We start from the raw sequence: 23702 nt of genomic DNA, 5'->3' as shown, positions 1-23702 counted from the left end.
CCTTTCTGCGACAACTAAAGCGATACCATTAAAAGCTTGGCATAGTGCCCACTGGCAGGTAAGCATTGAAGCTTGCGGTCAATAGCAAGTCTGTCGCCGCTTCGATATCTGGGCCAAAGAAACGGTCTTTATCGTAGTAAGTGACTAACTCACGCAGTTCCGCCTTGGCTTTGGCTACCGCGACACTGGGCTGCAATGGCGCTCTGAAATCAAGTCCCTGCGCCGCAGCGAGTAACTCCACCGCCAGCACACCACGAGTGTTCTCTGACATATCACGCAGACGACGAGCCGCAAACGTGGCCATCGATACATGATCTTCTTGGTTAGCCGACGTCGGTAAGCTGTCAACAGACGCCGGATGCGCGTAAGTCTTGTTCTCTGAAGCCAACGCCGCAGCGGTCACTTGCGCTATCATAAAGCCAGAGTTTACGCCGCCATTCTCGACGAGGAATGGCGGGAGTTTTGACAGGTTTGAGTCGATCAGCAGCGCAATACGGCGCTCGGCAATCGAGCCAAGCTCGGCAAGCGCAATCGCCAAGTTATCGGCAGCCATTGCCACAGGTTCGGCGTGGAAGTTACCGCCAGAGATGATAGCGCCAGTATCTTGGAACACTAATGGGTTATCGGTTACCCCGTTGGCCTCAACCGCTAACACCTCTGCCGAATGACGAATTTGGGTCAAACAGGCACCCAGTACCTGCGGCTGACAACGCAGAGAGTAAGGATCTTGCACCTTCTCACAGTTGACGTGATCGAGACTGATCTCCGACTCATCACCTAATAGATGACGGAAAATTGCTGCCGAATCGATCTGGCCTTTTTGGCCACGCGCCGCATGAATACGAGGATCGAACGGGCTACGACTGCCCATTGCCGCTTCGACACTCATGGCACCAATCACCGAGCTAGCGGCAAATAGATCTTCTGCGTTAAACAACCCTTCCAGTGCTAATGCGGTCGACGCCTGTGTTCCATTAAGCAGCGCTAAACCTTCTTTGGCCGCCAACTCAATGGGTTTAAGACCTGCGATTTCAAGACCTTCAGCAGCTGAAATCAGCTCACCACGATAACTCATCTTGCCTTCACCAAGCAGCGGCAGACACATGTGTGACAGTGGCGCTAAATCGCCTGATGCCCCCACAGAACCTTTCTCAGGCACACAGGGGTAAACTTCGGCATTGACCAAGGCGATAAGAAAGTTAATCACCTCAAGTCGGATACCCGAAAAACCACGGCTAAGGGAATTAATTTTGAGCACCATCATCAAGCGCACGGTCGTATCGCGCATAGGTTGGCCGGTACCCGCTGCATGAGACAGCACGATAGAACGCTGCAACAACTGCAGATCATCATTACCTATTTTGGTGTTGGCCAGCAGACCAAAACCTGTGTTGATACCATAGACAGTGCGACCTTCATCGACAACTTGCTGCACCAGACTGGCACTGGTATTGATATCGGCAATGGCACTTGGACACAGCTCAAGACTCACTTTACTGCGGCTAATTTCGCGCAGTTGTTCTAGGCTAAGGGTGCCCGGTTTTAATACTAAATGATGCATAAATACGCTCTCTTATTATTGTTATTATTTATTTGCTGTGGTGAGCATGGGCAGATCTAAGCCCTGCTCGGCGGCGCATTGCTTAGCAATATCGTAGCCGGCATCGGCATGACGCATCACCCCTGTTGCAGGGTCATTCCACAATACACGGCCTAAACGCACGGCGGCATCATCGCTACCATCGGCCACAATCACCACACCCGAGTGCTGACTAAAGCCCATGCCGACACCACCACCATGATGCAAGGAGACCCAAGTGGCGCCACTCGCTGTATTGAGCAATGCATTCATCAAGGGCCAATCCGATACCGCATCGCTGCCATCAAGCATAGATTCGGTTTCACGGTTAGGGCTGGCAACAGAGCCTGAATCTAAGTGATCGCGACCAATCACAATTGGCGCCGATAGCTCACCATTTTTAACCATCTCGTTGAACGCTAACGCTAAACGCGCACGGTCTTTTAATCCTACCCAACAGATACGCGCAGGCAAACCTTGAAACGCAATGCGCTCGCGCGCCATATCCAGCCAGTTATGCAGCTGTGGGTTATCAGGAATAAGCTCTTTGACCTTGGCATCGGTTTTATAGATATCTTCGGGATCGCCAGACAGTGCCGCCCAACGGAATGGGCCAATACCTTCACAAAACAGCGGACGCACATAGGCAGGCACGAAACCGGGGAAATCGAATGCGTTCGCTACGCCCTCTTCGAACGCCATCTGACGAATATTATTGCCGTAATCGGTCGTCGCAGCGCCAGCCGCTTGTAGCGCTAACATCGCCTTAACTTGTACCGCCATCGATTGCTTAGCCGCCTTAACTACCGCAGCTTCATCTTTTTGACGCATCTTAGCAGCCTGTTCTAGCGTCCAGCCTTGGGGTAGATAGCCGTTAAGTGGGTCATGGGCAGAGGTTTGATCAGTCACCACATCAGGGGTAATGCCGCGCTCGACCAACTCGGCAAACACATCGGCAGCATTAGCAAGTAAGCCGACTGATACGGGAGTGCCCGCGTTGTTGGCTGCATCGATCATAGCTAACGCTTCATCTAGGTTAGTGGCCTTTTTATCGACGTAGCGGGTACGTAGGCGGAAATCGATACGCGTCTCATCAACCTCACAAGCCAGCACCGAATAGCCCGCCATGGTACCTGCTAAAGGTTGGGCTCCGCCCATGCCGCCAAGGCCGCCGGTTAAGATCCATTTACCCTTAGCGTCACCACCAAAGTGCTGCTTAGCCATAGCAACGAAGGTTTCATAGGTGCCCTGCACTATGCCTTGGGAGCCTATATAGATCCAAGACCCTGCGGTCATCTGGCCGTACATAGCCAAACCTTTTTTATCTAGCTCGTTAAAGTGTTCCCAGTTAGCCCAATGCGGTACTAGGTTTGAGTTGGCGATGATCACGCGAGGCGCGTTGCTGTGGGTCTTAAATACGCCCACTGGCTTACCAGACTGCACCAACAAGGTTTCATCATCTTCTAAGCGCTGCAGTACTTCGATGATCTTGTCATAACACTCCCAGTCACGCGCCGCTCGGCCAATGCCACCATAGACCACGAGGTCTTCTGGACGTTCGGCCACATCGGGATGCAGGTTGTTCATCAACATGCGCATCGGCGCTTCGGTAAGCCAACTCTTACAGCTTAATGTTGTGCCGTGGGGCGCGATAATGCGACGGCTTGGGTCGTGTCTATTGGTCATGGGTTTTCCTCAATTTGTGTTATCTCATCGCTTAACGCGATTGTTATATTTAATATTTTTGGTATTACGCTCATTTCATCAGGCAGGCGTTAACGGTTAAAGGTCAAATGACCACCTAAACGGAAACGACTACCGGGGTGGATAAGCCGCGCAAAACTCACCACACCTTGGCGTGACCAGGTGCGACGTAAGATCTGCAAACAGGGCTCACTGCCTTCAATCTGCAATTGTTGTTGCTGTGACGGATTGGCAAGGATCGCCTCGATGGTGTGACGTGCCTCGGTCAAGGGCGCCACAAATGACAGGTACTCATGAGGCGTTTGCAAAGTGTAATCTTGCTCAAGGTAATCAGGCGCCAGTTGGGGATTAACATAGCGCTCCTCAATTTGCAGCGGCAGCGCCTGCTCACAGTGCACTAACAGCGAGTAAAACACAGGGCAACCCTCTTCGAGCCCCAAGGCTATCGCTGTCTGCGCTTGCGCCTGAATCTGTTTTAGTTCAAGTTGCTGCACGCTATAGCCATGACCGCGGTCTTTGATCTCATCGGCTATATTGCGAATCGCCAGCATCGACGACTGCGACTTTAGCCCAGCCACAAAAGTGCCTAGCCCTTGAGAGCGCTCGAGCACGCCCGATTCAGTGAGCTCTGTTAACGCCCGTCTGGCCGTCATGCGACTACACTCAAACAGCTCGGCTAACTGATTTTCAGACGGCACGCGGCTATGTTGTTGCCACTCACCGGTTTCAACCTTGGTCAGAATGAATTGTTTAATCTCAGCAAACTTAGGCGTAGCCATCTAAGCTCCTTAAGCTTATGGTGATGACCCCATCATCTTGATGCAGACTGTGATAGGGCAATATCACTTTAAAAGTGATTAAATTAACCGCTATAATCCTAGCTTGTATATACAAGCAAGCACAAGCTAGCTCACACAAATTAATGATCGCGACATGTTTAGGTCGCACCTTGAGGGAAATATTATGTCTTGGGATCAGGTTTGGATTGACGTCAACATTGCGACAATGGATCCAGATATTTCAGTGCCTTACGGTGCAATCACCGATGCGGCTCTGGCGGTAAAAGAGGGCAAAATTGCTTGGGTTGGCCCACGCAGTGAGTTGCCACAATTTGACGTATTGTCAACGCCAGTTTACAGAGGTAAAGGCGGCTGGCTGACCCCGGGCATTATCGATGCCCACACTCATTTAGTGTTCGCGGGTAATCGTGCCAATGAGTTTGAACTGCGTCTGCAAGGCGCCAGCTACGAAGAGATTGCGCGGGCGGGCGGCGGTATCATCTCGACAGTCAAAGCCTGCCGTGACGCATCAGAAGCCGAGTTATTTGACCTTGCAAGGCAACGTCTCAATGCCCTAGCTAAAGAGGGAGTAACCACGGTCGAGATAAAATCAGGCTATGGGCTGGATACCGACACCGAACTCAAACTGCTGCGCGTTGCTCGTGAGCTTGGCAAGCATCATCATGTGGATGTAAAAACCACGTTTTTAGGCGCCCATGCGATCCCGCCAGAGTATAAAAATAATAGCGACGCTTATGTGGATCTCGTTATCGACGAGATGCTACCCGCGGTGATAGCTGAAAACCTTGCCGATGCCGTCGATGTGTTTTGCGAAAATATCGCCTTTAGCCTAGCGCAAACGGAGCGCGTACTCAGCGCCGCCAAAGCGGCAGGGCTGGATATCAAGCTTCATGCCGAGCAGTTATCTAATTTAGGCGGCTCGGCTATGGCCGCCAAGCTGGGCGCTAAATCGGTGGATCATATCGAATACTTAGACGAAGCGGGCGTAAAGGCCCTCAGTGAAAGCGGTACCTGTGCCACCCTGCTGCCAGGCGCATACTACTTCCTGCGTGAAACCCAGATGCCTCCTATCGACTTGTTGCGCCAATATCAAGTGCCTATGGTGCTCGCCAGCGATTACAACCCCGGCTCATCACCGCTGTGTTCGAGCCTATTGATGCTCAACATGGGTTGCACCCTGTTCCGCTTAACGCCAGAAGAAGCCTTAGCCGGCATGACACGCAACGCCGCCAAGGCGCTGGATATTGAAGAGAGTGTCGGCGTATTACGCGCTGGCATGCAAGCCGACTTCTGTCACTGGGATATCACCACCCCAGCCGCACTGGCCTATAGCTATGGGGTTAATGTGTGTAAGGATGTGGTGAAGAAAGGCCGATTAGTGCATCAATAGCCTTGGCTTAACCTAAGCGATGAGGCTGACTCATCGTTTGGGTTGGCTCCTGAGCCAAATTTTCATTTGATAGGTGTTTTTAAACCATAACACCTTGGCAACCTATCACCTGCGGTGGGCTTATGTGCAAACACTCTTTTGGCACGCAGCAAGCCCATCCCTGGGTGCTCTGCGGTGGCATCCCTGCCACCGAAGGCCAAAAGCGTGCTTACACCTAGTCATCTGTCTCTTCGATTTAGCTTCATTACAAAAGTGTCCAGCCCTTCTAAAAAAACTCTACTCACAACCCAAAGGCTAACTTCCACAGCCACGACCTCCATACCTAAAAGGATCGCTCAAACAAATTCTTGTAATGAGGGATATACAATTGAAATTCATTAACATAAAGACCAAGATAACCTATCAAATGTCACTCGAGATCCAGTAAATGGTGTCACAAATTACGATTGATTGGTCAAGTCCGTTAAAAATACAAGACTGCAGTGAAAACTTCCCTGCCGACCAGCTAGATCGCGCAAAGTATGCAGAGTTTCTGACACATTTTTTGGCATCAAAGGGCGAAGATAGCTCAAGCGAGAAACATAACTATGTTTTAAATTTAAACGCCGAGTGGGGGGCTGGTAAATCTTACTTCTTACGTCGCTGGGCGGCAGATTTGAAAGAGGAATATCCTGTTGTCTATGTAGACGCTTGGAAGCAAGACTACTCAGATGATCCCTTGATGACGGTCATCTCCTCGATGATAAAACAATTAAGAGAACAAGCAGGAAAAGGCGAAGAAGACCCGCTATTTAAAACACCACGTAAATTAATAGGCTTACTAAAAGCCGCCGCTCCAAGCATTGCAAGAGGAGTCGCAACCAGATACTTAGGCATAGATCCCGTCAAAATCATTCAGCAAGCCGATGATGGCGATATTGGCGAAGCTATTAGGGATGAAAATGGTCAAGAGATCGATATGGGGCTGGCAGCCTCTAAAATGGTCGAACACTTAATCAAGGATCACGATGCAAAATCTGACGCAATAGCCAGTTTAAAGCTAAGTGTTGAGCAATGGGTCAGCGCCGTCGTTGGACTTCAACAAAAGCAGTCACCTGCATTTATTTTTATTGATGAATTGGATCGATGCAGACCTAGCTATGCGGTTGAAATGCTCGAAACCATTAAGCACATTTTTGACATACCCGGCGTCGTATTTGTCGTTGCCACTGATACCGAACAACTACAACATACAATAAAGGCAATTTACGGCGAAGGGTTCGATGCACGTACTTACCTTGGCAGATTCTTTAACAGTCGTTATACCCTCAAGTCCTCCTCTTTTGAGAAGCTACTACCAGTTCACTGTGATATAGAAAAGTTATCTGAATCATACTTCAACGATAGAAATATCAAGAACTGGCCAGAGCTTGATGTCCGGACTGAAGACTCAGATGTAATACCACTCAAAAACCTGACAACCATTTATAACGCCTTTTCGTTATCAGCAAGGCAAGTCATTCAAATAACCGAGCGGCTCATATCTATTGTTGAGCATCTAAAAGCACATTCTCACATCAACCTACTTTATCTTGTCTTTCTGCTCTGTCTAAGAGAAAAAAACCAGTTCTTGTATGACTCAATGATTGCAAAAAACATGGATCAAACTGTTGAACGACAAAAAACATTATCAAATTTAATCAATGAATTAGCTTTAATTGGTGACTTGAAACCTGTGGAAGTTGAATTGTCTCCGAGAGAATTGTTTAATGAATTTCGCTCTGATTTACAATCAATTGAGACAGCAAATCAAATCGGTCCCGATAAGCAATATGTTATAAGCATCCACCAATTTATAGGAATTTCACACTCATTTATAAAAAGCAAACACCCCAACAGCAGCAATTTAAAAGGACAATCTATCAGAAATTTATCTCACCATAATAATCGTAATTCAAGTACTGATTGGGTTGTCATTTTCATGGATAGAGAAACAACGCAAAGTACTTATGATATTTCTACATACAAAGATCTTGTCGAACTCGCTTCTGCACTGGATATACAAGAATTAGAAAGTACATAAAATCAAAGTGTGCAACTGTAACCCTCCCTTAAAATCAGAATGTTTTAAATAGAGTTTTCCATTTACACTAAACCAAATGGAGAATCACATGAAAAAGACACGTTTTACTGAAAGCCAAATTATCAACATCCTCAAAGAAGGCGAGTCTGGTGCACAGACTGTGCCTGAGTTATGTCGCAAACATAATGTAGGTCAAAGTACCTATTACAAATGGAAATCTAAGTACGGTGGGATGCAAGCCTCTGACTTAACCCGTATGCGGGAATTAGAAGCCGAGAACGCCAAACTTAAAAAGATGTTTGCTGATGTCAGCTTACAAAATATGGCACTCAAAGATATTGTTGAAAAAAAGCTATAAGGCCAGCAGAACGAAAGGTATTAGCCCACTATGCCATTAATGAATTTGGCCTAGGTGTTGTGCTGGCTTGTGATGCGTTAAACATCAGTCGTTGCACATATTATTATCAACTTAAACGTATAGATGATAATGATATTATTGAGGCAGTATCAGACATTGCTGAAAAACATAAGGCCTATGGGTTTCGGAAGATATTTAAGCGGCTACGGCTCCTAGGCCATAAATGGAACCATAAACGTGTGTACCGTATTTATTGTGGTTTGAAGCTTAACTTACGGCGTAAAGGTAAAAAGCGCTTACCTTCTCGAGAGCCTGAGCCACTGGCCGTTCCAGCAAAGGCTAATGAATGCTGGTCTATGGATTTTATGAGTGATAACTTATTTTCAGGCAAGTCTTTCAGAACATTTAATGTCATTGATGATTATCATCGTGAAGCGTTAGCCATCGAAGTGGACTCGAGCTTACCTGCACAGAGGGTTATACGCGTGCTGGATAGAATCGCAGCCTACCGTGGTTACCCAAAGCGATTAAGGCAAGATAATGGGCCAGAATTTATCTCACATGCACTTGAGATATGGGCTGAAGAACATGGCATCAAGTTAGATTTTATTAAGCCAGGAAAACCAACGCAAAATGCGTATATTGAGCGATTCAACCGCACTTATCGAAATGAAGTATTAGACTGTTACTTGTTCAATAGCTTGACTGAAGTAAGGGAAATCACAGATAGTTGGATTGAAGAATATAATTATGATCGGCCACATGAATCACTGAATGATTTACCGCCTAAATTATATGAGCGATTAATTGAGGAAAACTCTCTCAAAATATGATCGATATAAGGGAGGGTTACACAACGACCATCATTTGCGCGATCCAAGAGTACCAACAGAGGGTTAATCGAAGAGACGTTGGATAAGGTGTATAGGTATGGCTGAGGGGATCGAAAACAGGGACGTTTTCGTTAAGCAGCCATGGATGGCTTTACAGCGGCCCGAAGTCATACCTGCACATTAGGTCATTCTTTCACATCCCCATAGAGATATTAGAAATTTCAGTATGATATAGGGAACATCAGTGAACACACAATCACTACATTCGTATACCGAATACAGTACCCGACGTGGATGTTCAATGCCCCCTAATCCAGCTAATTTCTAACTAGGGACGTAATAGCTGAAGCCATTCATCGGCATAGGCCAAAATAAATTTATAGGAGTGATCATCTGACAGGGTGATTTTAATGGCATCTGTGGTCACGGGAATAAAGCCGCCACCCGTCGCTACGCATTTCTCGACTTTAGATACCGATTGTCTATCGAGCTTATAGGGACCTAAGCCAAACTCTGTGTTGTACGGTTCAAAATGGATATCACTTTCGGTGACCCAAAACTTACCATCTGCGCGTGCGACGCCATTTTGAATGGTGGCATTTGACGACTTGATTACGGCTTGTTGCATGGCTTCCCTCTCCATAGGAAAGATTAAAGTACAGCATCAAAACTATAAAGCTTGCTGGAAGAAATCAATCGGCCAATCCAAAAAAATTTCTTATTACTTAGTCGCTTTAGCTTTACAGCAACCACTACCTTGCTGAATCGGCGGACACTTCACTGTGCCGTAAGAGCAGAACACGCAGCAATCACCCGCAAGCGGCTTAAGCAGTTGGTGACAAGCGGTGCACTCATAGAAAAACTGACAGGCATCGGTTGGCATGGTTTCTTGTGCATGCTTACCACAATAAGGGCAGGTTATTTCAGAAACTAACTCTATTGGGCTTAGTATCGGGTTCATCATGCCTCCACCTTTTATAGCGTACATGCAGCTCACATATAGCTCACATCGGTGTCGATAAGGTAAAAAATCTATTCTAGTAAACTAAATGGCTTAGTTAAGGTGATTCGAGCTGTGCTGGGCAGGTTTGCCTAGCGACTAAGCAGCCTCATTTGCCGCAGTGCTCGAGGCTAACTCATCATTACGATCTTGGATAAAATCTTCCATAAACCAGGCACAGAAGGTGTGGCGACCATCGACATCGGCCTTGCTGTAAATAGAGGAAGCCTGCTGGCGTACGGTTTTCTCTTTGGTTTGCCTCACCTCGGCAATCTCTTTAAAACTTAAGCCTTTTAACAAGAGAAAGGCAACCTGTTGCTCGCTCTTAGTGAACCCCCAAGTCGTAAACTGACTAGAGACTGCCTGGCTATATTCTTGCCGAGCGGAGCGCATCTGGCTGGTCATGTTATCTATCTGCTTATCGGCTTTGGCTAGGCGCTGGGCTAAGGTTTTCACCTGCCGCGAACGGCGCATCAAATCATGACTTAAGTAAACGGTCGCGATGACAGTAAGCAACACCAAAACCCCCTCTTGAGCTATATGCCAAGCAGGGATATCAAGCTGAAAGTCGGCGACAATATCAAGCAATTTAAACAGCATGATTAGCACCAACAACACAATAATGACGACATCCTTTTTCATGGGAACTTCTACTCCATCAGCAAGATCAATGACACCTAATAAGTTGATTTGATATCGCATCTATTTAGGCTCTATTTCGCTACGAGCTGTACAACTTTCAACCTACCAGCAGCATAATGAGGCCTATGATGATAACCAAGCGCCTTATCGACGCAATTTGGGCACCACAAGGAAAAACAAATAAAATCATAAATTAACTTATGGGACATATGTACCATAAGCGTTTTTATGATACATCTCCCCCAAGACATCAGTGTACCAAGCCTTAGACTAACAGCACACTTTAAAAGCAAAGAAATCGCGTATGTCTGTTGTAAAGTCTTGTATCAAGATATGTCTGTTAAGCGTGTTAAGTTGCACGAGTATTCTCGGCCATGCGGCCACAGGCGATACCCCACCTGAGCGCCCATTGTCTCCTCTGCTCCAGTTAAGCCAAACCAGATTACAAGCGTCACAGCTCAATAGCACAGCGCTTAATGATGAGCGCGCACTTGAATTAAGCGCATCTTCTTGGCTAAGCGGCCTACCTAGCATCAGTTTGAGCCATTTGAGCAGCCTAGATAATGGTAACAGTTACGAGCAAGAAGTGTCGCTCAACTTACCCCTTAAATCACCGGGCCAACACGGAAGTGATAAACGCTTAACGCAGCTGAGCCAAGCGATTCAGAGCCAGCAATCAGCCTTACAAAGTTTGTACCTATCGGGATTACTCAGGCAAAGCCTGTGGGCGCATCGCATTGCCTCTGTAAAGCTTAAGCAGTTAGCGCGAAAAACAAACTTACTGCAAAAGTTACACGCCCAGCAAAAACGGCTTACCGATGTGGGCGAGTTACCGCTGGCGAATCTGCTACTGCTTGAGCGCGAGCTGGTTGATATTGAGCTTGAGCAAATTGATATTCAGCAGCAACAAGATGAAGCCCATGCCCTCTATCGCCAACTGACAGGACAAGATGAGGTTCCCACCCTGATAGCCGAAAGCCAGCGCCCACTAGCCAATGGCAATTCAGATTTAGCCCAGCATCCTCTATGGCAACTGCAAACGTTACAACAGCAGCAACAGCTGTTGATCATCAAAAGCCAGCAAGCGGGTGAACAAGACCCTTGGACTGTGTCGCTTACGGCAAAAAACACGTCTGACGATCAAGTCGATGACCAGCAATTGGGGTTAGGTATTACTGTGCCACTGGGCTTTAGTTCGGCGCTGTCACAAGGTGAGCTATCACAATGGCAGCAAGCACACACAGAGCAAAATCTGGCTCGCGATCGCACCTACCTAGAGTTAACGACCCAAATCGACAAGCTCACCCAACAGCAAGGTAATTTACAACAGCAACACGCCCTTTTAAGCCGTGGCTTGTCATTAAGCCGCACCATTACCGAAGAGCTCGCCAAAGTAAAAGACCAAGATCAGGTGAGCTACGAGATCTGGCTGCGCCGTTATGTGGACGCTCTCGATACTGAGTCACGCTTAACGCTCAACCAAGTGATGCAACAACAACTTCATTCTCAGCAACTGCAAGCCTTAGGAATTTCATTATGATCGCCAAGTATGGCGCAAGCCTGTTATGTTTATCTGCCTGCCTATCCACCAGCTTGGTACAAGCCGAATCGTTAGCCCTAGCGGCTTTAGGCAACTTAGAACTGAGCTATACCCAACCGCAAAAGGTCGCGAGCTATGAAGGTAGCCCGCTACCGGCACAAGTTGACCGTTTACCGGGTAACGATTACTGGGTGAGCACCCCTGAAAATATCCAGCAGGTCACTTTCTTGGTCGGTCAGGGACAGATTGTCACCAAAGGACAAGAGATTGTCAGGTTAACAGGGCCAGAAGTGTTTCATTATCTTGCACAATTTGAGGCCACCAGCAGTCTGTATCAGTTGGCTAAGCAGCGCTATGACCGTAATAAGCCGCTATTAAAAAATGGCAGTATCAGCGCCGAAAAGTGGCGTGAGATCAGCCAAGATTACTTTAGCAGCCACCTCGAATTTGAGCATATGCAACACTTTATGGAGATGGTGCACAGTAAAGATGCCACTACCGAGTCGTTAGTGATCAGCGCCCCCGTGGCCGGTATCGTTAAACTAAACACGCTCAACAGTCCCTATATGGCTGACTCACAGCTGTTTTCACTGGTGCCAGCAGACAGCATTCGTGTACAAGTTAATGTACCGATGAGCCAGTCGACGTCACTCTCGGCCATCAATATTAACCAGTGCCATATCGCCATCGATTCGATGTCAGCCATCGCCGACGGTGCATTTGTGGGCGCATGGTCAATGCCGGTACCAAAAGAGTGTAACCTGCTGTTAGGCCAACAAATCACTGTGATACCCGAGTATCAAAAAGCGGTATATTTACTGCCGAAAAACAGCGTATTTAGCTGGCAGCAAGAGACCCAAGTGTTTACTCAAACCGCAGAGACACTCACGGCCATCAATATCGATATATTAGGCTCAACCCCACAGCAATACATAGTCGCCAGCGACCAAGACTTGAGCCAAATCCAAGTGTTATCTCAGTCGGTTGCCGCAGTAAAAGGCATAATGCTCGGCCTAGGAGGCGAATAATATGCTGACCTCTGTGATCCGTTTTTCGCTGACTCAGCGCCTGTTTGTGCTGATTGTGGCGCTGATCTTAATGTTAGCCGGTGCTCGCGCCTGGTTTGCCATTCCGCTCGATGCTTTTCCCGATATCTCGCCGACCCAGGTCAAAATTATCCTCAAAGCGCCAGGCATGACGCCTGAGGAGATAGAAGCCCAGATCACCGTGCCCATTGAAACCGAGTTATTGGGTATTCCTAATCAGGCGATCTTACGTTCGACCACCAAATATGCCATCAGCGATATCACCCTAGATTTCACCGAAGGTACCGATATCTACTGGGCACGCCAACAGGTGAGCGAGCGCCTTGCCGCGGTATGGGACAGCTTTCCCGAAGGCGTCTCTGGCGGTGTAGCGCCTATGAGCACCCCGCTGAGCGAGATTTTTATGTTCTCGCTAGAAAACCCGAATCTGTCGCTGATGGAACGCCGACAACTGCTTGAGTGGGAAGTGCGTCCGCTACTGCGCACTGTGGCAGGCGTGGCCGATGTAAATATTCTGGGCGGATATGCTAAAAGCTTTAGCGTCAACCCCAATCCTGCGGCGATGGCAGCAGCAGGAGTCAGCTTTGCCGCCCTGCAGCAGGCGATTATCGATAACAACCATAATGAAGGTGCGGGTAAGCTTACCATAGGCACAGACACCATTATTGTGCGTGCCGAAGGGCGTATCGACGATATCGACGAACTGGCACAACTGGTGATTAAGGCCGACGATGCCAAGGTTTATCGCCTACAGGATTTAGCCGATATTCAGATAGGTCACCTTGCCCGCTATGGCGCAGTGACCAAAGATGGTGAAGAAACGGCAGAAGCGCTGATCATCGCGCTAAAAGACACTAACACCGCCGACGTGGTCAACAATATCAAAGCTAAGCTGGAGCAGATCAGTGCCAGTTTGCCCGAAGGGAGCGAGATCAACACCTTCTATGATCGCGCCAACCTGATCAACACCGCTATCGATACCATTTCTAACGCACTGTTCGAGGCGGTCATTTTAGTGATTGTGTTGCTGGCGCTATTTTTAGGTAATGTGCGCGCCGCGCTTGTCGTGTCGCTATCTTTGCCACTTGCGGCTTTAATGACCTTCTTGATGATGGACTTTTTCAACCTATCAGCCAACCTAATGAGCTTAGGCGGCTTAGTGATCGCCATCGGTATGTTAGTCGACTCATCTGTGGTGGTGGTCGAAAACATGGTCAACCTTATCGCCACCAAACAGCGTTTACCTCGGCTGCACCTCATCTTTCGTGCCACCAAAGATGTGGCGATCCCAGTGGTGTCAGGAACGGTTATCGTGATGATCGTCTTCTCGCCGTTGCTCACTCTTACGGGGCTTGAAGGTAAACTCTTCACTCCAGTGGCTGTCACCATAGTGTTTGCCATGCTCTCGGCGCTGGTCTTGTCGCTCACAGTGATCCCGGTTATCGCCTCTTACTTAGTTAACGAAAAAGCGGCGCAGGAGCCCAAGGCAATCGAAAAGCTAAAAGCGGCTTATCTTGCCAGCCTTAAGAGCACGATTGCCTACCAAAAGCCCTTTATGATTGTCGCTTTTAGCTTACTCATCATCAGCCTAGGTCTGTTTAGTCTGGTGGGTAAAACCTTTATGCCAACCTTAGATGAGGGTGACATCATCTTACAGTTAGAAAAATCACCGTCGATTTCGCTCGAGGCCTCTATCAATATCGATAAACAGATAGAGCACACCCTGCTAGCCAAGGTGCCCGAGATCAAGCAGATGGTGGCCCGTACTGGTGCCGATGAGATAGGTTTGGACCCTATGGGGCTTAACGAGACCGATGTGTTTTTAGAGCTAGCGCCGCGTAGCGAGTGGCGCTTTGACACCAAAGAGCAACTTATTGATGCTATTCGCAGCGAACTACTCAATTACCCAGGGGTAAACTTTAACTTTACCCAGCCCATTCAGATGCGGGTATCTGAAATGCTGACCGGCAGCATTGGCGATGTGGCAATTAAGGTCTTTGGCAGTGATATCGACACACTTGGCCAGCTAACCGGTCAAATTGAGCAGTTAGTCAGCGCCACCAACGGCAGCATAGATGTCAAAATGTCGATGATTGAGGGCAGCCCCTTTATCAACCTGACCTTAGACAACGAATTGGCCCGAGGCTTCGGCATGAGCACCATGGAGTTTGCGCGCTACCTTAAGAGCCAGCTCGAGGGCGTTATCGTGACCGAAGTGCTGCAAGGTAAAAAACGCACTCCAGTGTTGATGGCCAATAATCAAAGCAGTTTAAGCAGCATTAATGAGTTGCAAAATCAGCTATTGGTGATGCCAGATCATTCGCTTAGACGCCTGACCGATGTGGCGACACTAAGTTACAAAGAGGGGCCCATTTTAATTGAACGCGAGCAAGGCGATCGCTTTTCGGTGATCACCACCAATGTACAAGGTCGCGATATTGTGAGCTTTGTCGAAGAACTGGACGCTAAAATCGCCGAACAGGTTAAACTTCCCAGCGGCTACAGCGTCAGCTTTGGTGGTGAGTTTGAAAACCAGCAACGTGCCACCAACAACTTATTACTGGTGATCCCCATTGCAATCGCCTTGATCACCTTAATTTTATTTACCACCTTTGGCTCATTGGCAAAATCGGGCTTGATCCTCGCTAACGTGCCGTTTGCCATGATGGGCGGTATTGTCAGCCTGTATCTGTCGGGTGAATACCTGTCGGTACCCGCCTCGGTTGGCTTTATCGCGCTGCTGGGGGTGGCGGTGCTCAACGGGGTCGTGATGGTCAGTTATTATGAGCAAACCAAACACCAATTTAGCAGTCTGTTAGTGCGAGTAGAGCAAGGCGCAGCGCGGCGCTTACGCCCGATCTTGATGACAGCAACGACTGCTATGTTTGGCTTAATGCCATTAGTGTTTGCCTCTGGGCCCGGCGCTGAAATTCAAAAACCCTTAGCCATAGTGGTGATTGGTGGCTTGCTCACCTCGACGATCACCACCTTATACCTATTACCAATCCTCTATTACTGGCTGGAGAAACGTCAATGAGCCCGAAGCAGATGTTAGTGCTGATCGCCCAAAACGAGATAAAAGACGATATCGTTGATACCTTGATTGAACTCGATTTTTTATCCGGTTTTAGTTTGGGCAATATCTGCGGTTTTAGTCGCGAACACAGCCACTTTAATATTAAGGAGCAGGTGGAAGGCTATCGAGAGTTTTGTAAGTTTGAAATTATGCATCCCTGCGAGCAACAAGAGGCGCTATTGGCGGCTATTACCTTGGTATGCAAACACAATCCATGCCGCTACTGGATAATGCCCATAACGCACACGGGCACCCTGTGCTAAACCAAGCTCGCCGCCCACGTCAGCTTAACAAAGCCTGCGTGGGCGGCAAGTCCCCCAACTCACTAAACACTATGTGTTGCCAGCTTAGCGTTAACAACGCTTAAGGCTTAGCGCTACCTTGCTTGAGCAATAGCTCGGCCTTAGCCCCTAGGTACACATAAACCCCCAACCCCACCAGCAAACCAACCACAGCAAACATCATCCAGATAGCGGGTTGAACATATTTCATCTCACCCAACGATGCCTTAAACATGGTCAGCAAGGCCTCGATAGAAATAGCAATTAAGATGGTGGAGATAAAACGGGTGATGGTGCGCCGCGTCGAGCTATGACGGAAGATATCTTTGTGCATCAACACCTCCTCTTCCAATATAGTTTTGCCCAAATCAAATACCGCCAGCGCCAAGGTGATAAAGATAATAATGCCAAAGGGTTTAATTGAGCCACTGGGTACTCGCCCGTCAGCTAACAGCGAGGCAATGTCCACCGCAGCCATACTGATCAGCACCATCACCATAATAAACAGTCCCAGCACCAGGGCGCAGTAGACACTTTTAAATAAAGGGGTGGCCTTACGACGAGCACTATCGCCCATCATAAATTCGATCAATTGAGTCAGATTCACATCGACCACGATATAACCTTGCTCGCCGTTATCCCCAATTCGGTAGGAAGCCGACAAACATAATTTACCACTGGCATTCGACAAGTAAGGATGGGTGATATTCAGCGTCTGTAGTGGTTGCGCCTTTGAAAAATAAGGCCGATGGCTGCGGTTTAAGTTACGCCCCACGGGAATAGCCTGCACGACTCGATTAACAATGGCGACGTTATCACTGATCTGCACTCCATCGGCATCTAAGATATACAGCAACTCGATGAAGGGGTAGCTGTTGGCCATTTCGGCCATAGCCCGCACCCGCATCCCAGGGTCCGACAGCATCACAGGATCGCTAATCCCCACTAAAATCGACTCCAGCAGCTCTTTCACCAACTGCTCATGTTCATGGTATCGCTCTATTACACTCAAATAGCTCATGGCTGCCATAGGTTGCTCCAATAATGACCACAAGCAAGGCCTTTGCAACTATGACGCCAATGACAAAGCGTCGACCATAACCATATGCGATCGTCAGCGCCCCCCCCCCCCCCCCAACAGGGGCGCTAGGCAGAGGGCCGCCAATCATCAGACCCAACCAATAAGGCAAGCTAATCGCGCCGATACTACTCATCGAAACGCACCGACTGAGCTCGTGCGCACCAAAATAGAGCATGGTTAATAGATGCAGCCTCGCTGACCACTAAGAGAAAAATGAGCGATTAACGCCGAGCACAGCTCAAAGGTTTTGTCGCTGCGAACTAAGTGGGTCAATGACTTACACTGCAAGCTGATTTTACCTCTTGGACTCGCAGCGCTGGCCAAATAAGCTAGCCAAATTGGGGAAATCAGCTTAGGATCGGGGTAGCTATTGAGGCGATTAATTTTAATGCAATGTGGAGTAAGCCAACATTATGGGTATTAGAGCCATAGTTGTAGATACCGCGGGTACAACAACCGATCTTAACTTTATTAAAGACATCCTTTTCTCTTATTCTGCGAAGGCGCTTCCCGATTTTATTAAAGAAAATCAAAACAATGTGTTAGTTGATAACTGCATTAGCGATGTAAAAGATATCGCCTTAGAACCAGAAGCATCTCTGGATCGTGTCGTCGAAATTTTACAGCAATGGATAGATGAAGACCGTAAAGCAACGCCACTAAAAACCCTGCAAGGCTTAATCTGGAAACAGGGTTACGATAAAGGCGAGTTTAAGGGCCATATATTCCCTGACTTTATCGACGCCATTAAGCAATTTAAAGCCGAAAACCTGCGCGTTTACAGCTTCTCCTCTGCCTCGGTAGATGCACAGAAATTGCTTTTTAGTCATAGTGATGGCGGCGATCTGACCGAATATTTCAATGGCCATTTCGACACTCGTACAGGCCATAAGCTCTTTAAGCAGGCCTATAGCAATATCATCAACACCATCAGCTTAAAACCCAAGCAAGTGCTATTTATCTCTGACTTGTTAGAGGAGTTAAAAGCCGCCGAACAAGCGGGGCTTCGCACGGTACAGATGGTACGCGACACCACCCAGCGCACTGGTGAGTACCCACAAATCACCAGCTTTGCCGAGCTAAAACTGCAAGACTAAACAGTGATTTTACCCAGCAAAAGGCATCGTTAACGATGCCTTTTTTGATCCACTCACTCCCCCTTGTTGCTGACTAAACATGCTGTTATGCTCAATTAAACAAGCGTTTTAATTTGAGTCCCAATAACAGCAACAGGAAGTAAGCCAAGTGGAACAATTTATCAAACAGTACCCCATTCGCAGTCAAATCAATGTCGCCTGGGGAGAGATGGATGCCCTACAACACGTTAATAATGTCGTTTATTTCCGTTATTTCGAAACCGCTCGAATTAACTTCTTTAATCGCTTTTTTCCGCTCGATGAGATGTATAAATCGGGGGTTGGACCTGTGATCAGCGACAATAGCGCACGCTATAAGCGGCCGGTGACCTTTCCCGACACCTTGCATGTTGGTGTGAGCATTAGCGATATACAAAGCGATAGATTTACCATGCATTACCATATTTACAGCGAGCAACAACAAGCGATTACGACTACGGGATCTTCAGTCGCTGTGATGTTTAATTTTCATAGTCAAACTAAAGCCGAGCTAACCCCTGAGTTACTTGCCGTGTTGCGTGAGCATCAACAAGACGCATAACACAATCACAGGCGCCTCGGTCGCAGCGTTAGTTTCATTTTCACAAACTAAAGCCGAGCTCAAGTTAAGCGAGCCCCTGAGTTACTTGCCGTATTGCGTGAGCACCAACAAGACGCATAACACAACCACAGGCGCCTCGGTCGCAGCGTTAGTTTCATTTTCACAAACTAAAAAAGCCGAGCTCAAGTTAAGCGAGCCCCTGAGTTACTTACTGTATTGCATGAACATCAACAAGACGCATAACACAACCACAGGCGCCTCGGTCACGATGTTGATTAGGCGCCCCGCGTGTAAATAAGCCGTTTATGTTCATCCAATTTAATCAGTAATTCATGCATTGAGACTCACAATATGGTGGGTTTATAACGGCTCGTTAAACAGTAATATCAAGCCACCGCCACTTAAGCCACTGTTAATATTAAGTGTGATGCCTAAACCGATATTATCGACCCAAGCCGCCAGTGACGGGGTTTCGATTATCCAGCCAGCCCCCAGCTCATAGTAATAACGCGTGCCCATTGGGTCGACCACATCACCACTTAAGTCAACCCGCTTAACCTGCAACACCAGTTCATTACGACGCGACCATACACTGGGTAATCCATAATGGAACACCAGTGTATTGCTAAAACGACTCACCTCGGGTGACACTGACTGCGCGCCATTATCGGTCAATACTGTGCGGCCATAGGCATAACGAAACGCACTGATAAACTCCCATTTGTGGCCAAATAAGTCACTGGTGTAAGTCAATTCAACATTAGGGTCGACCATCACCGCGCCATAACGGGTATTCACTATCACGCCATCCAACTGCGACCGCTGTGCGGCCAAGATAGGATCGCGATACTCTAAACGGTTTTCTAACCACAATAACTGTCCACCCACACCGAATACCACCTGCCAACGAGGCGTGAACAGATATTGCCAGCGGTACTCGGCCGCTAATAGATAACTGGTATCCTCTAGGGGACTCATTAACGACTTATCATCAATACCCAAAATATCTTCTGTGGCGTTAACATAGGAGAGTCGCACCGCACTCGATACCTGCCAGTCGCGATTAAACTCACTGGGCTTGCTTTCCCAAGGCAGAGAATAGCTGCGCAACTGACTGCGCCGGCGCAATGACTCTGCATCACCGGCATTAATATCGCCAATTGAGCCTAAATCGATAAACGCATTAGGATCGAAGTCGACAATACCCAAGGTGATCAAATTTGCATCAGTAAGCACAATTGCGCTCGTCACATCGCCTTTCACTTTGGTTTCGACAGCCTTTCGCAATGCATCCTCAACCGCCGATACAGGGAGACTCCATCCGATCAAAACCAAACCGAGCGCCGATAAATAACGCAACATAATGCCCCCAGTTAACCATCGATGAATCAATTGCACCTCGCTAACTCTAACGCCATATAACTTTCTATTGATGAGATATTGCTCTCAGGCTCAAACTTGTCCTTGATGTTATTAACAAGGCGAACTCACACACAAATAAACAGTGTATTTTACTTTTAATACAAAATGTTAAGTATTAATGGCAGCTATTTGAAATACCTTGGTTATCCTGAGTTCAGATTACATAGCCCGATCGCTAAATACAACCAAGGCTCCCATGAAAAGGGATCGCCCAGATTGATAAGCACAACACAGGCATCACAGCACTAAACGTGCTAACGTCAGCAGAGCCAAGATATCAAGGGAATATACATGAGCCAGTCAACCATTTTACATCAGGCCGACAAACAGAGATTTGTGATTTTAATCGATGACCAGCAAGCACTGCTTGAATACCTGATTGAGGGCGATCATATCGATTTTAATCGCACTTACGTACCCGATGCATTGAGAGGGCGAGGACTAGCCGAACGTTTAGTGCGCCATGGGCTAAAGTGGGCCAAGGCACAACAACTAACCATCAGTGCCAGTTGCTGGTATGTACAAAAATTCTTGCGCTAACCTACTGATGATAAATCGCCGTCGTGACCGCATACCCCCAGCGCACTACTTGCTCGCGGCGGTCAAGTTAAATTGCTTAATCTCCGGTGCGCAGCGCTAAGGCCTGCTTGACCATATTGGGGATCGGCACGCTCTGATTTGCGCCATAATCATAATGTACTAAGGTGGTTTGCGCCTCTGCGGTCTTTTTCTCCGCCTGCCAACATTGCTGCGTCACCTCAAAGCTACTGTTACCAATACGGCTCACCCACGTTTTGACCTCAACAGGCTGACCAAAGAAGGTGGGCGAGGTATAGGCAATGGTGAACCCTGCCACAATCAAGTTCCACTCATCAAGATTCAGGCTAGGATTAAACAAGCTAAAAATAGGCTCACGCCCCACCTCAAACCAAATGGGGATCACGGTATTGTTGATATGCCCCAAGCCATCGGTTTCATTGAAACGTGGGTTAAGGGTTGCGCTAAAAAATGTCTCAGCCACTGAAGTATCCTTGTAAAGGTACGCTTATTATTGTGCTGCTGACGTTAACTGAGAAGATTGAACGATGCAATATGAACTTTAGGCTTGAGGGCTTGAGGGCTTGAGGGCTTGAGGGCTTGAGGGCTTGAGTAAGATTATCACCTCAACCTTGCATCAAGCCCCTCTTTCGCACAAAGTCTTTAGCTATTTACCGTACATGGCATTAATTTCGGTAGAGTATTTATGATAAATCATCTTACGGCGTAGTTTCATGGTGGGGGTAATAAGCCCTGCTTCCATAGAAAATGCCTCGGGTAACAAAGTGAACTTTTTGATCTGCTCAAACCCTGCCAACTCAACCTGCAAATGCTTTAACCTTTGTTCAAAATGCTCAATCACATGACTATGACGCAACAGTTCAATAGGCGACTCATAATGCAACCCTTTGTCTTTGGCCCAAGCTTCGAGCGAGGCAAATGCCGGCACGATTAAGGCGGTCACATAGTTTTTAGCATCGGCAATAATGGCCACCTGTTCGATATAAGGACAACAGCCCACCTTACCTTCGACACGTTGCGGCGCAATATATTTACCATTTGAGGTTTTCATCAACTCTTTAATGCGATCGGTAATAAACAGATTACCTTGCTCGTCGATATAACCTGCGTCTCCGGTTTTTAACCAACCATCTTCAAAGCTGGCTTCAGTCTCTTGCGGGCGGTTGTAATAGCCACGCATCACAGTATCACCGCGAACTAAGATCTCATCATCTTTACCTAACTTGATCTCCACTTCAGGTAGCACCTTACCGTTGGAGCCCGCTAAGCGATTGGCCAAGGTATTACAGGTGACGGTTGCCGTGGTTTCTGTCATGCCATAGCCACATAAAACAGGAATATCAATAGCATGGAAAAAGCTCGCCACCGTTTTGTCGAGTGCCGCACCACCACAAGGCATAAACTTTAAGCGCCCACCCAGTACTTGCTGCAACTTGCTAAACACTAATTTGTGCGCCAGTTTATGCTGTAAACCTAACCACACCGTGCCTTTAGCGCGCCCTTGGCTGACTTCAAACTGACGCTCACCGACTGACATCGCCCACGCAAACAGTTTTTGCCTTGCCGCTGGCGCCTTCGCCACTTTATCTTGCACTGCGCTATAGACTTTTTCGAGGAAACGCGGCACCACACACAGGGTATGGGGCTTCACATCGGCAATGGCTTCTTTGACCATCATAGGGTTTTGCAGGTAAACGTTGTGACCGCCACGGCATAGCACGTAGAAGCTCCAGCCACGCTCAAATACATGACTTAATGGTAAAAAGGCCAGTGACACATCGCCGGGAGTAAAAGGCAAAATGGTGTCATGTTGACGGATAACCGAGGCGATATTGCGATAATCGAGCATCACCCCTTTAGGGTCCCCCGTTGTGCCTGAGGTATAGATTAGGGTTAATAGATCATCGAGACTGGTCTGGCTCAGTCGTTGCAATAACTCAACTTCAATCGCGGGATCTACCGCCGGATTAAGCAAGCTATCGAAATGATAATGCGCTGGGTCAATCAGGGTCACATCTGAATCAAACACCACAATATGGGTCAGCGTGGCACAGCGCTTGGTGAGCTCGCAAGCCATCAGGTATTGCGCCGCATCCCCCACAAAAATCAGTTTTGCCTGCGCATCATCTATGATGTAAGCCGCTTGTTCTATTGTACTAGTGGGATATATAGGCACCACAACCGTTTTGGCTTTTAAGGCTCCCACATCGGCGCAGGTCCATTGTGGAGAATTTTGTGACAGGATAACGACTCTATCTTGTAGCGCTAAATCGAAACGGATCAAAGCTTTAGCGATAGCATCACTGATATTATCAAATGCAGACCAGCTGATCTGATGCCAAGGTGCTGCACTACCATAGCCCTCGAGCGCAATGGCATCGCCGCATTTAAGGCTCTGCTCCTGGATCAGGCGTATTGGATGATATTGCTCGAGTGACATAAGTTTTATAACCTTTTTAGCGTACAGGTGTACCTCTTTTAGCGCATTTTACTTTAACCTTGCCTAAAAAATAAGAGCTTTTGCTCCAACACTGTTAATTGGCGCACAAAACGGTAGCAAATGACACATGACTCACCCACTGTGATTATATTATTTTTATTTTATTACAGTGAATTAGGTGTAAAAACCAGACTCATCAGACCTCTTATAGAT

General features: G+C 47.7%; 20 protein-coding genes. 10 read left to right on the top strand and 10 right to left on the bottom strand.

Annotated features, from left to right (window positions below; genetic code table 11):
• Positions 1-28: 28 nt before the first annotated feature.
• The 3 genes from hutH to hutC form a co-directional block, all read right to left on the bottom strand.
• Positions 29-1561 (bottom strand): histidine ammonia-lyase, encoded by a 1533-nt coding sequence (hutH, locus tag AC5YB1_RS01805; protein ID WP_494520482.1) that lies wholly within the window; start codon positions 1559-1561, stop codon positions 29-31.
• A gap of 24 nt (positions 1562-1585) precedes the next feature.
• Positions 1586-3265, bottom strand: a complete 1680-nt coding sequence (gene hutU / locus AC5YB1_RS01800; RefSeq protein WP_494520481.1) for a urocanate hydratase — start codon at positions 3263-3265, stop codon at positions 1586-1588.
• An 89-nt stretch (positions 3266-3354) separates the two neighbouring features.
• Positions 3355-4062, bottom strand: coding sequence for a histidine utilization transcriptional repressor HutC (hutC, locus tag AC5YB1_RS01795; RefSeq protein WP_475515336.1), 708 nt, complete (start codon positions 4060-4062; stop codon positions 3355-3357).
• A 184-nt stretch (positions 4063-4246) separates the two neighbouring features.
• Here hutC and hutI point away from each other — a divergent pair, with 184 nt between their 5' ends.
• From hutI to AC5YB1_RS01780, 3 genes are all read left to right on the top strand, one after another.
• The gene (hutI, locus tag AC5YB1_RS01790) at positions 4247-5473 is read left to right on the top strand and encodes an imidazolonepropionase (protein WP_494520480.1); all 1227 of its coding nucleotides are present in this window, start codon (positions 4247-4249) and stop codon (positions 5471-5473) included.
• Between the two features lie 427 nt (positions 5474-5900).
• Positions 5901-7535, top strand: a complete 1635-nt coding sequence (locus tag AC5YB1_RS01785) for a KAP family P-loop NTPase fold protein (protein WP_494520479.1) — start codon at positions 5901-5903, stop codon at positions 7533-7535.
• Between the two features lie 88 nt (positions 7536-7623).
• Positions 7624-8726, top strand: a protein-coding gene (locus AC5YB1_RS01780; RefSeq protein ID WP_494519615.1) for an IS3 family transposase whose coding sequence is annotated in 2 segments (ribosomal slippage) — positions 7624-7888 and positions 7888-8726 — 1104 coding nt in all. Because the reading frame shifts where the segments join, the coding sequence is not laid out codon by codon here.
• A 328-nt stretch (positions 8727-9054) separates the two neighbouring features.
• On the opposite strand, the gene AC5YB1_RS01775 is transcribed toward AC5YB1_RS01780, so the two are convergent.
• The 3 genes from AC5YB1_RS01775 to AC5YB1_RS01765 form a co-directional block, all read right to left on the bottom strand.
• Positions 9055-9354: a hypothetical protein gene (locus tag AC5YB1_RS01775; RefSeq protein WP_494520478.1), complete on the bottom strand. Its 300-nt coding sequence runs from the start codon at positions 9352-9354 to the stop codon at positions 9055-9057.
• Positions 9355-9447: 93 nt separating this feature from the next.
• Positions 9448-9690, bottom strand: a complete 243-nt coding sequence (locus AC5YB1_RS01770; protein ID WP_475515341.1) for a GDCCVxC domain-containing (seleno)protein — start codon at positions 9688-9690, stop codon at positions 9448-9450.
• A gap of 135 nt (positions 9691-9825) precedes the next feature.
• Positions 9826-10368 (bottom strand): helix-turn-helix transcriptional regulator, encoded by a 543-nt coding sequence (locus AC5YB1_RS01765; RefSeq protein WP_494520477.1) that lies wholly within the window; start codon positions 10366-10368, stop codon positions 9826-9828.
• A 304-nt stretch (positions 10369-10672) separates the two neighbouring features.
• On the opposite strand from AC5YB1_RS01765, the gene AC5YB1_RS01760 reads away from it, so the two are divergent.
• The 4 genes from AC5YB1_RS01760 to AC5YB1_RS01745 are packed head-to-tail and all read left to right on the top strand — an operon-like array spanning position 10673 to position 16293.
• Positions 10673-11908, top strand: a complete 1236-nt coding sequence (locus tag AC5YB1_RS01760; protein WP_494520476.1) for a metal transporter — start codon at positions 10673-10675, stop codon at positions 11906-11908.
• Positions 11905-12936 (top strand): efflux RND transporter periplasmic adaptor subunit, encoded by a 1032-nt coding sequence (locus AC5YB1_RS01755; RefSeq protein ID WP_119979283.1) that lies wholly within the window; start codon positions 11905-11907, stop codon positions 12934-12936. Before AC5YB1_RS01760 ends, AC5YB1_RS01755 begins: the two co-directional genes overlap by 4 nt.
• Position 12937: 1 nt before the next feature.
• Positions 12938-15991, top strand: coding sequence for an efflux RND transporter permease subunit (locus AC5YB1_RS01750; RefSeq protein ID WP_494520475.1), 3054 nt, complete (start codon positions 12938-12940; stop codon positions 15989-15991).
• The gene (locus AC5YB1_RS01745) at positions 15988-16293 is read left to right on the top strand and encodes a DUF3240 family protein (protein WP_475515346.1); all 306 of its coding nucleotides are present in this window, start codon (positions 15988-15990) and stop codon (positions 16291-16293) included. Before AC5YB1_RS01750 ends, AC5YB1_RS01745 begins: the two co-directional genes overlap by 4 nt.
• Before the next feature lie 100 nt (positions 16294-16393).
• Here the strand turns inward: AC5YB1_RS01745 and AC5YB1_RS01740 are convergent, their stop codons facing one another.
• Positions 16394-17341, bottom strand: a complete 948-nt coding sequence (locus AC5YB1_RS01740) for a PDC sensor domain-containing protein (RefSeq protein WP_494520474.1) — start codon at positions 17339-17341, stop codon at positions 16394-16396.
• Positions 17342-17805: 464 nt separating this feature from the next.
• On the opposite strand from AC5YB1_RS01740, the gene mtnC reads away from it, so the two are divergent.
• Together mtnC and AC5YB1_RS01730 are read left to right on the top strand one after the other, a co-directional pair.
• Positions 17806-18489, top strand: coding sequence for an acireductone synthase (gene mtnC / locus AC5YB1_RS01735; protein WP_475515347.1), 684 nt, complete (start codon positions 17806-17808; stop codon positions 18487-18489).
• Positions 18490-18637: 148 nt separating this feature from the next.
• Positions 18638-19069 carry an acyl-CoA thioesterase gene (locus tag AC5YB1_RS01730; RefSeq protein ID WP_475515348.1) on the top strand — a complete coding sequence of 144 codons (432 nt, stop codon included), beginning with the start codon at positions 18638-18640 and terminating at the stop codon, positions 19067-19069.
• A 360-nt stretch (positions 19070-19429) separates the two neighbouring features.
• On the opposite strand, the gene AC5YB1_RS01725 is transcribed toward AC5YB1_RS01730, so the two are convergent.
• Positions 19430-20431, bottom strand: coding sequence for a Solitary outer membrane autotransporter beta-barrel domain (locus AC5YB1_RS01725; RefSeq protein ID WP_494520473.1), 1002 nt, complete (start codon positions 20429-20431; stop codon positions 19430-19432).
• A 351-nt stretch (positions 20432-20782) separates the two neighbouring features.
• Between AC5YB1_RS01725 and AC5YB1_RS01720 the strand changes: the two genes are divergently transcribed.
• On the top strand, positions 20783-21031 hold the full coding sequence (locus tag AC5YB1_RS01720) for a GNAT family N-acetyltransferase (RefSeq protein ID WP_494520472.1): 249 nt from the start codon (positions 20783-20785) through the stop codon (positions 21029-21031).
• Positions 21032-21107: 76 nt separating this feature from the next.
• Here the strand turns inward: AC5YB1_RS01720 and AC5YB1_RS01715 are convergent, their stop codons facing one another.
• Positions 21108-21512: an acyl-CoA thioesterase gene (locus AC5YB1_RS01715; protein ID WP_475515352.1), complete on the bottom strand. Its 405-nt coding sequence runs from the start codon at positions 21510-21512 to the stop codon at positions 21108-21110.
• Between the two features lie 183 nt (positions 21513-21695).
• The gene (locus AC5YB1_RS01710; RefSeq protein ID WP_494520471.1) at positions 21696-23489 is read right to left on the bottom strand and encodes an AMP-dependent synthetase/ligase; all 1794 of its coding nucleotides are present in this window, start codon (positions 23487-23489) and stop codon (positions 21696-21698) included.
• Positions 23490-23702 lie beyond the last annotated feature (213 nt).

Source organism: Shewanella sp. 433, from assembly GCF_059338565.1.
The sequence above is the reverse complement of the archived record's forward strand: the minus strand, read 5'-3'. Positions and strand labels throughout refer to the sequence as shown.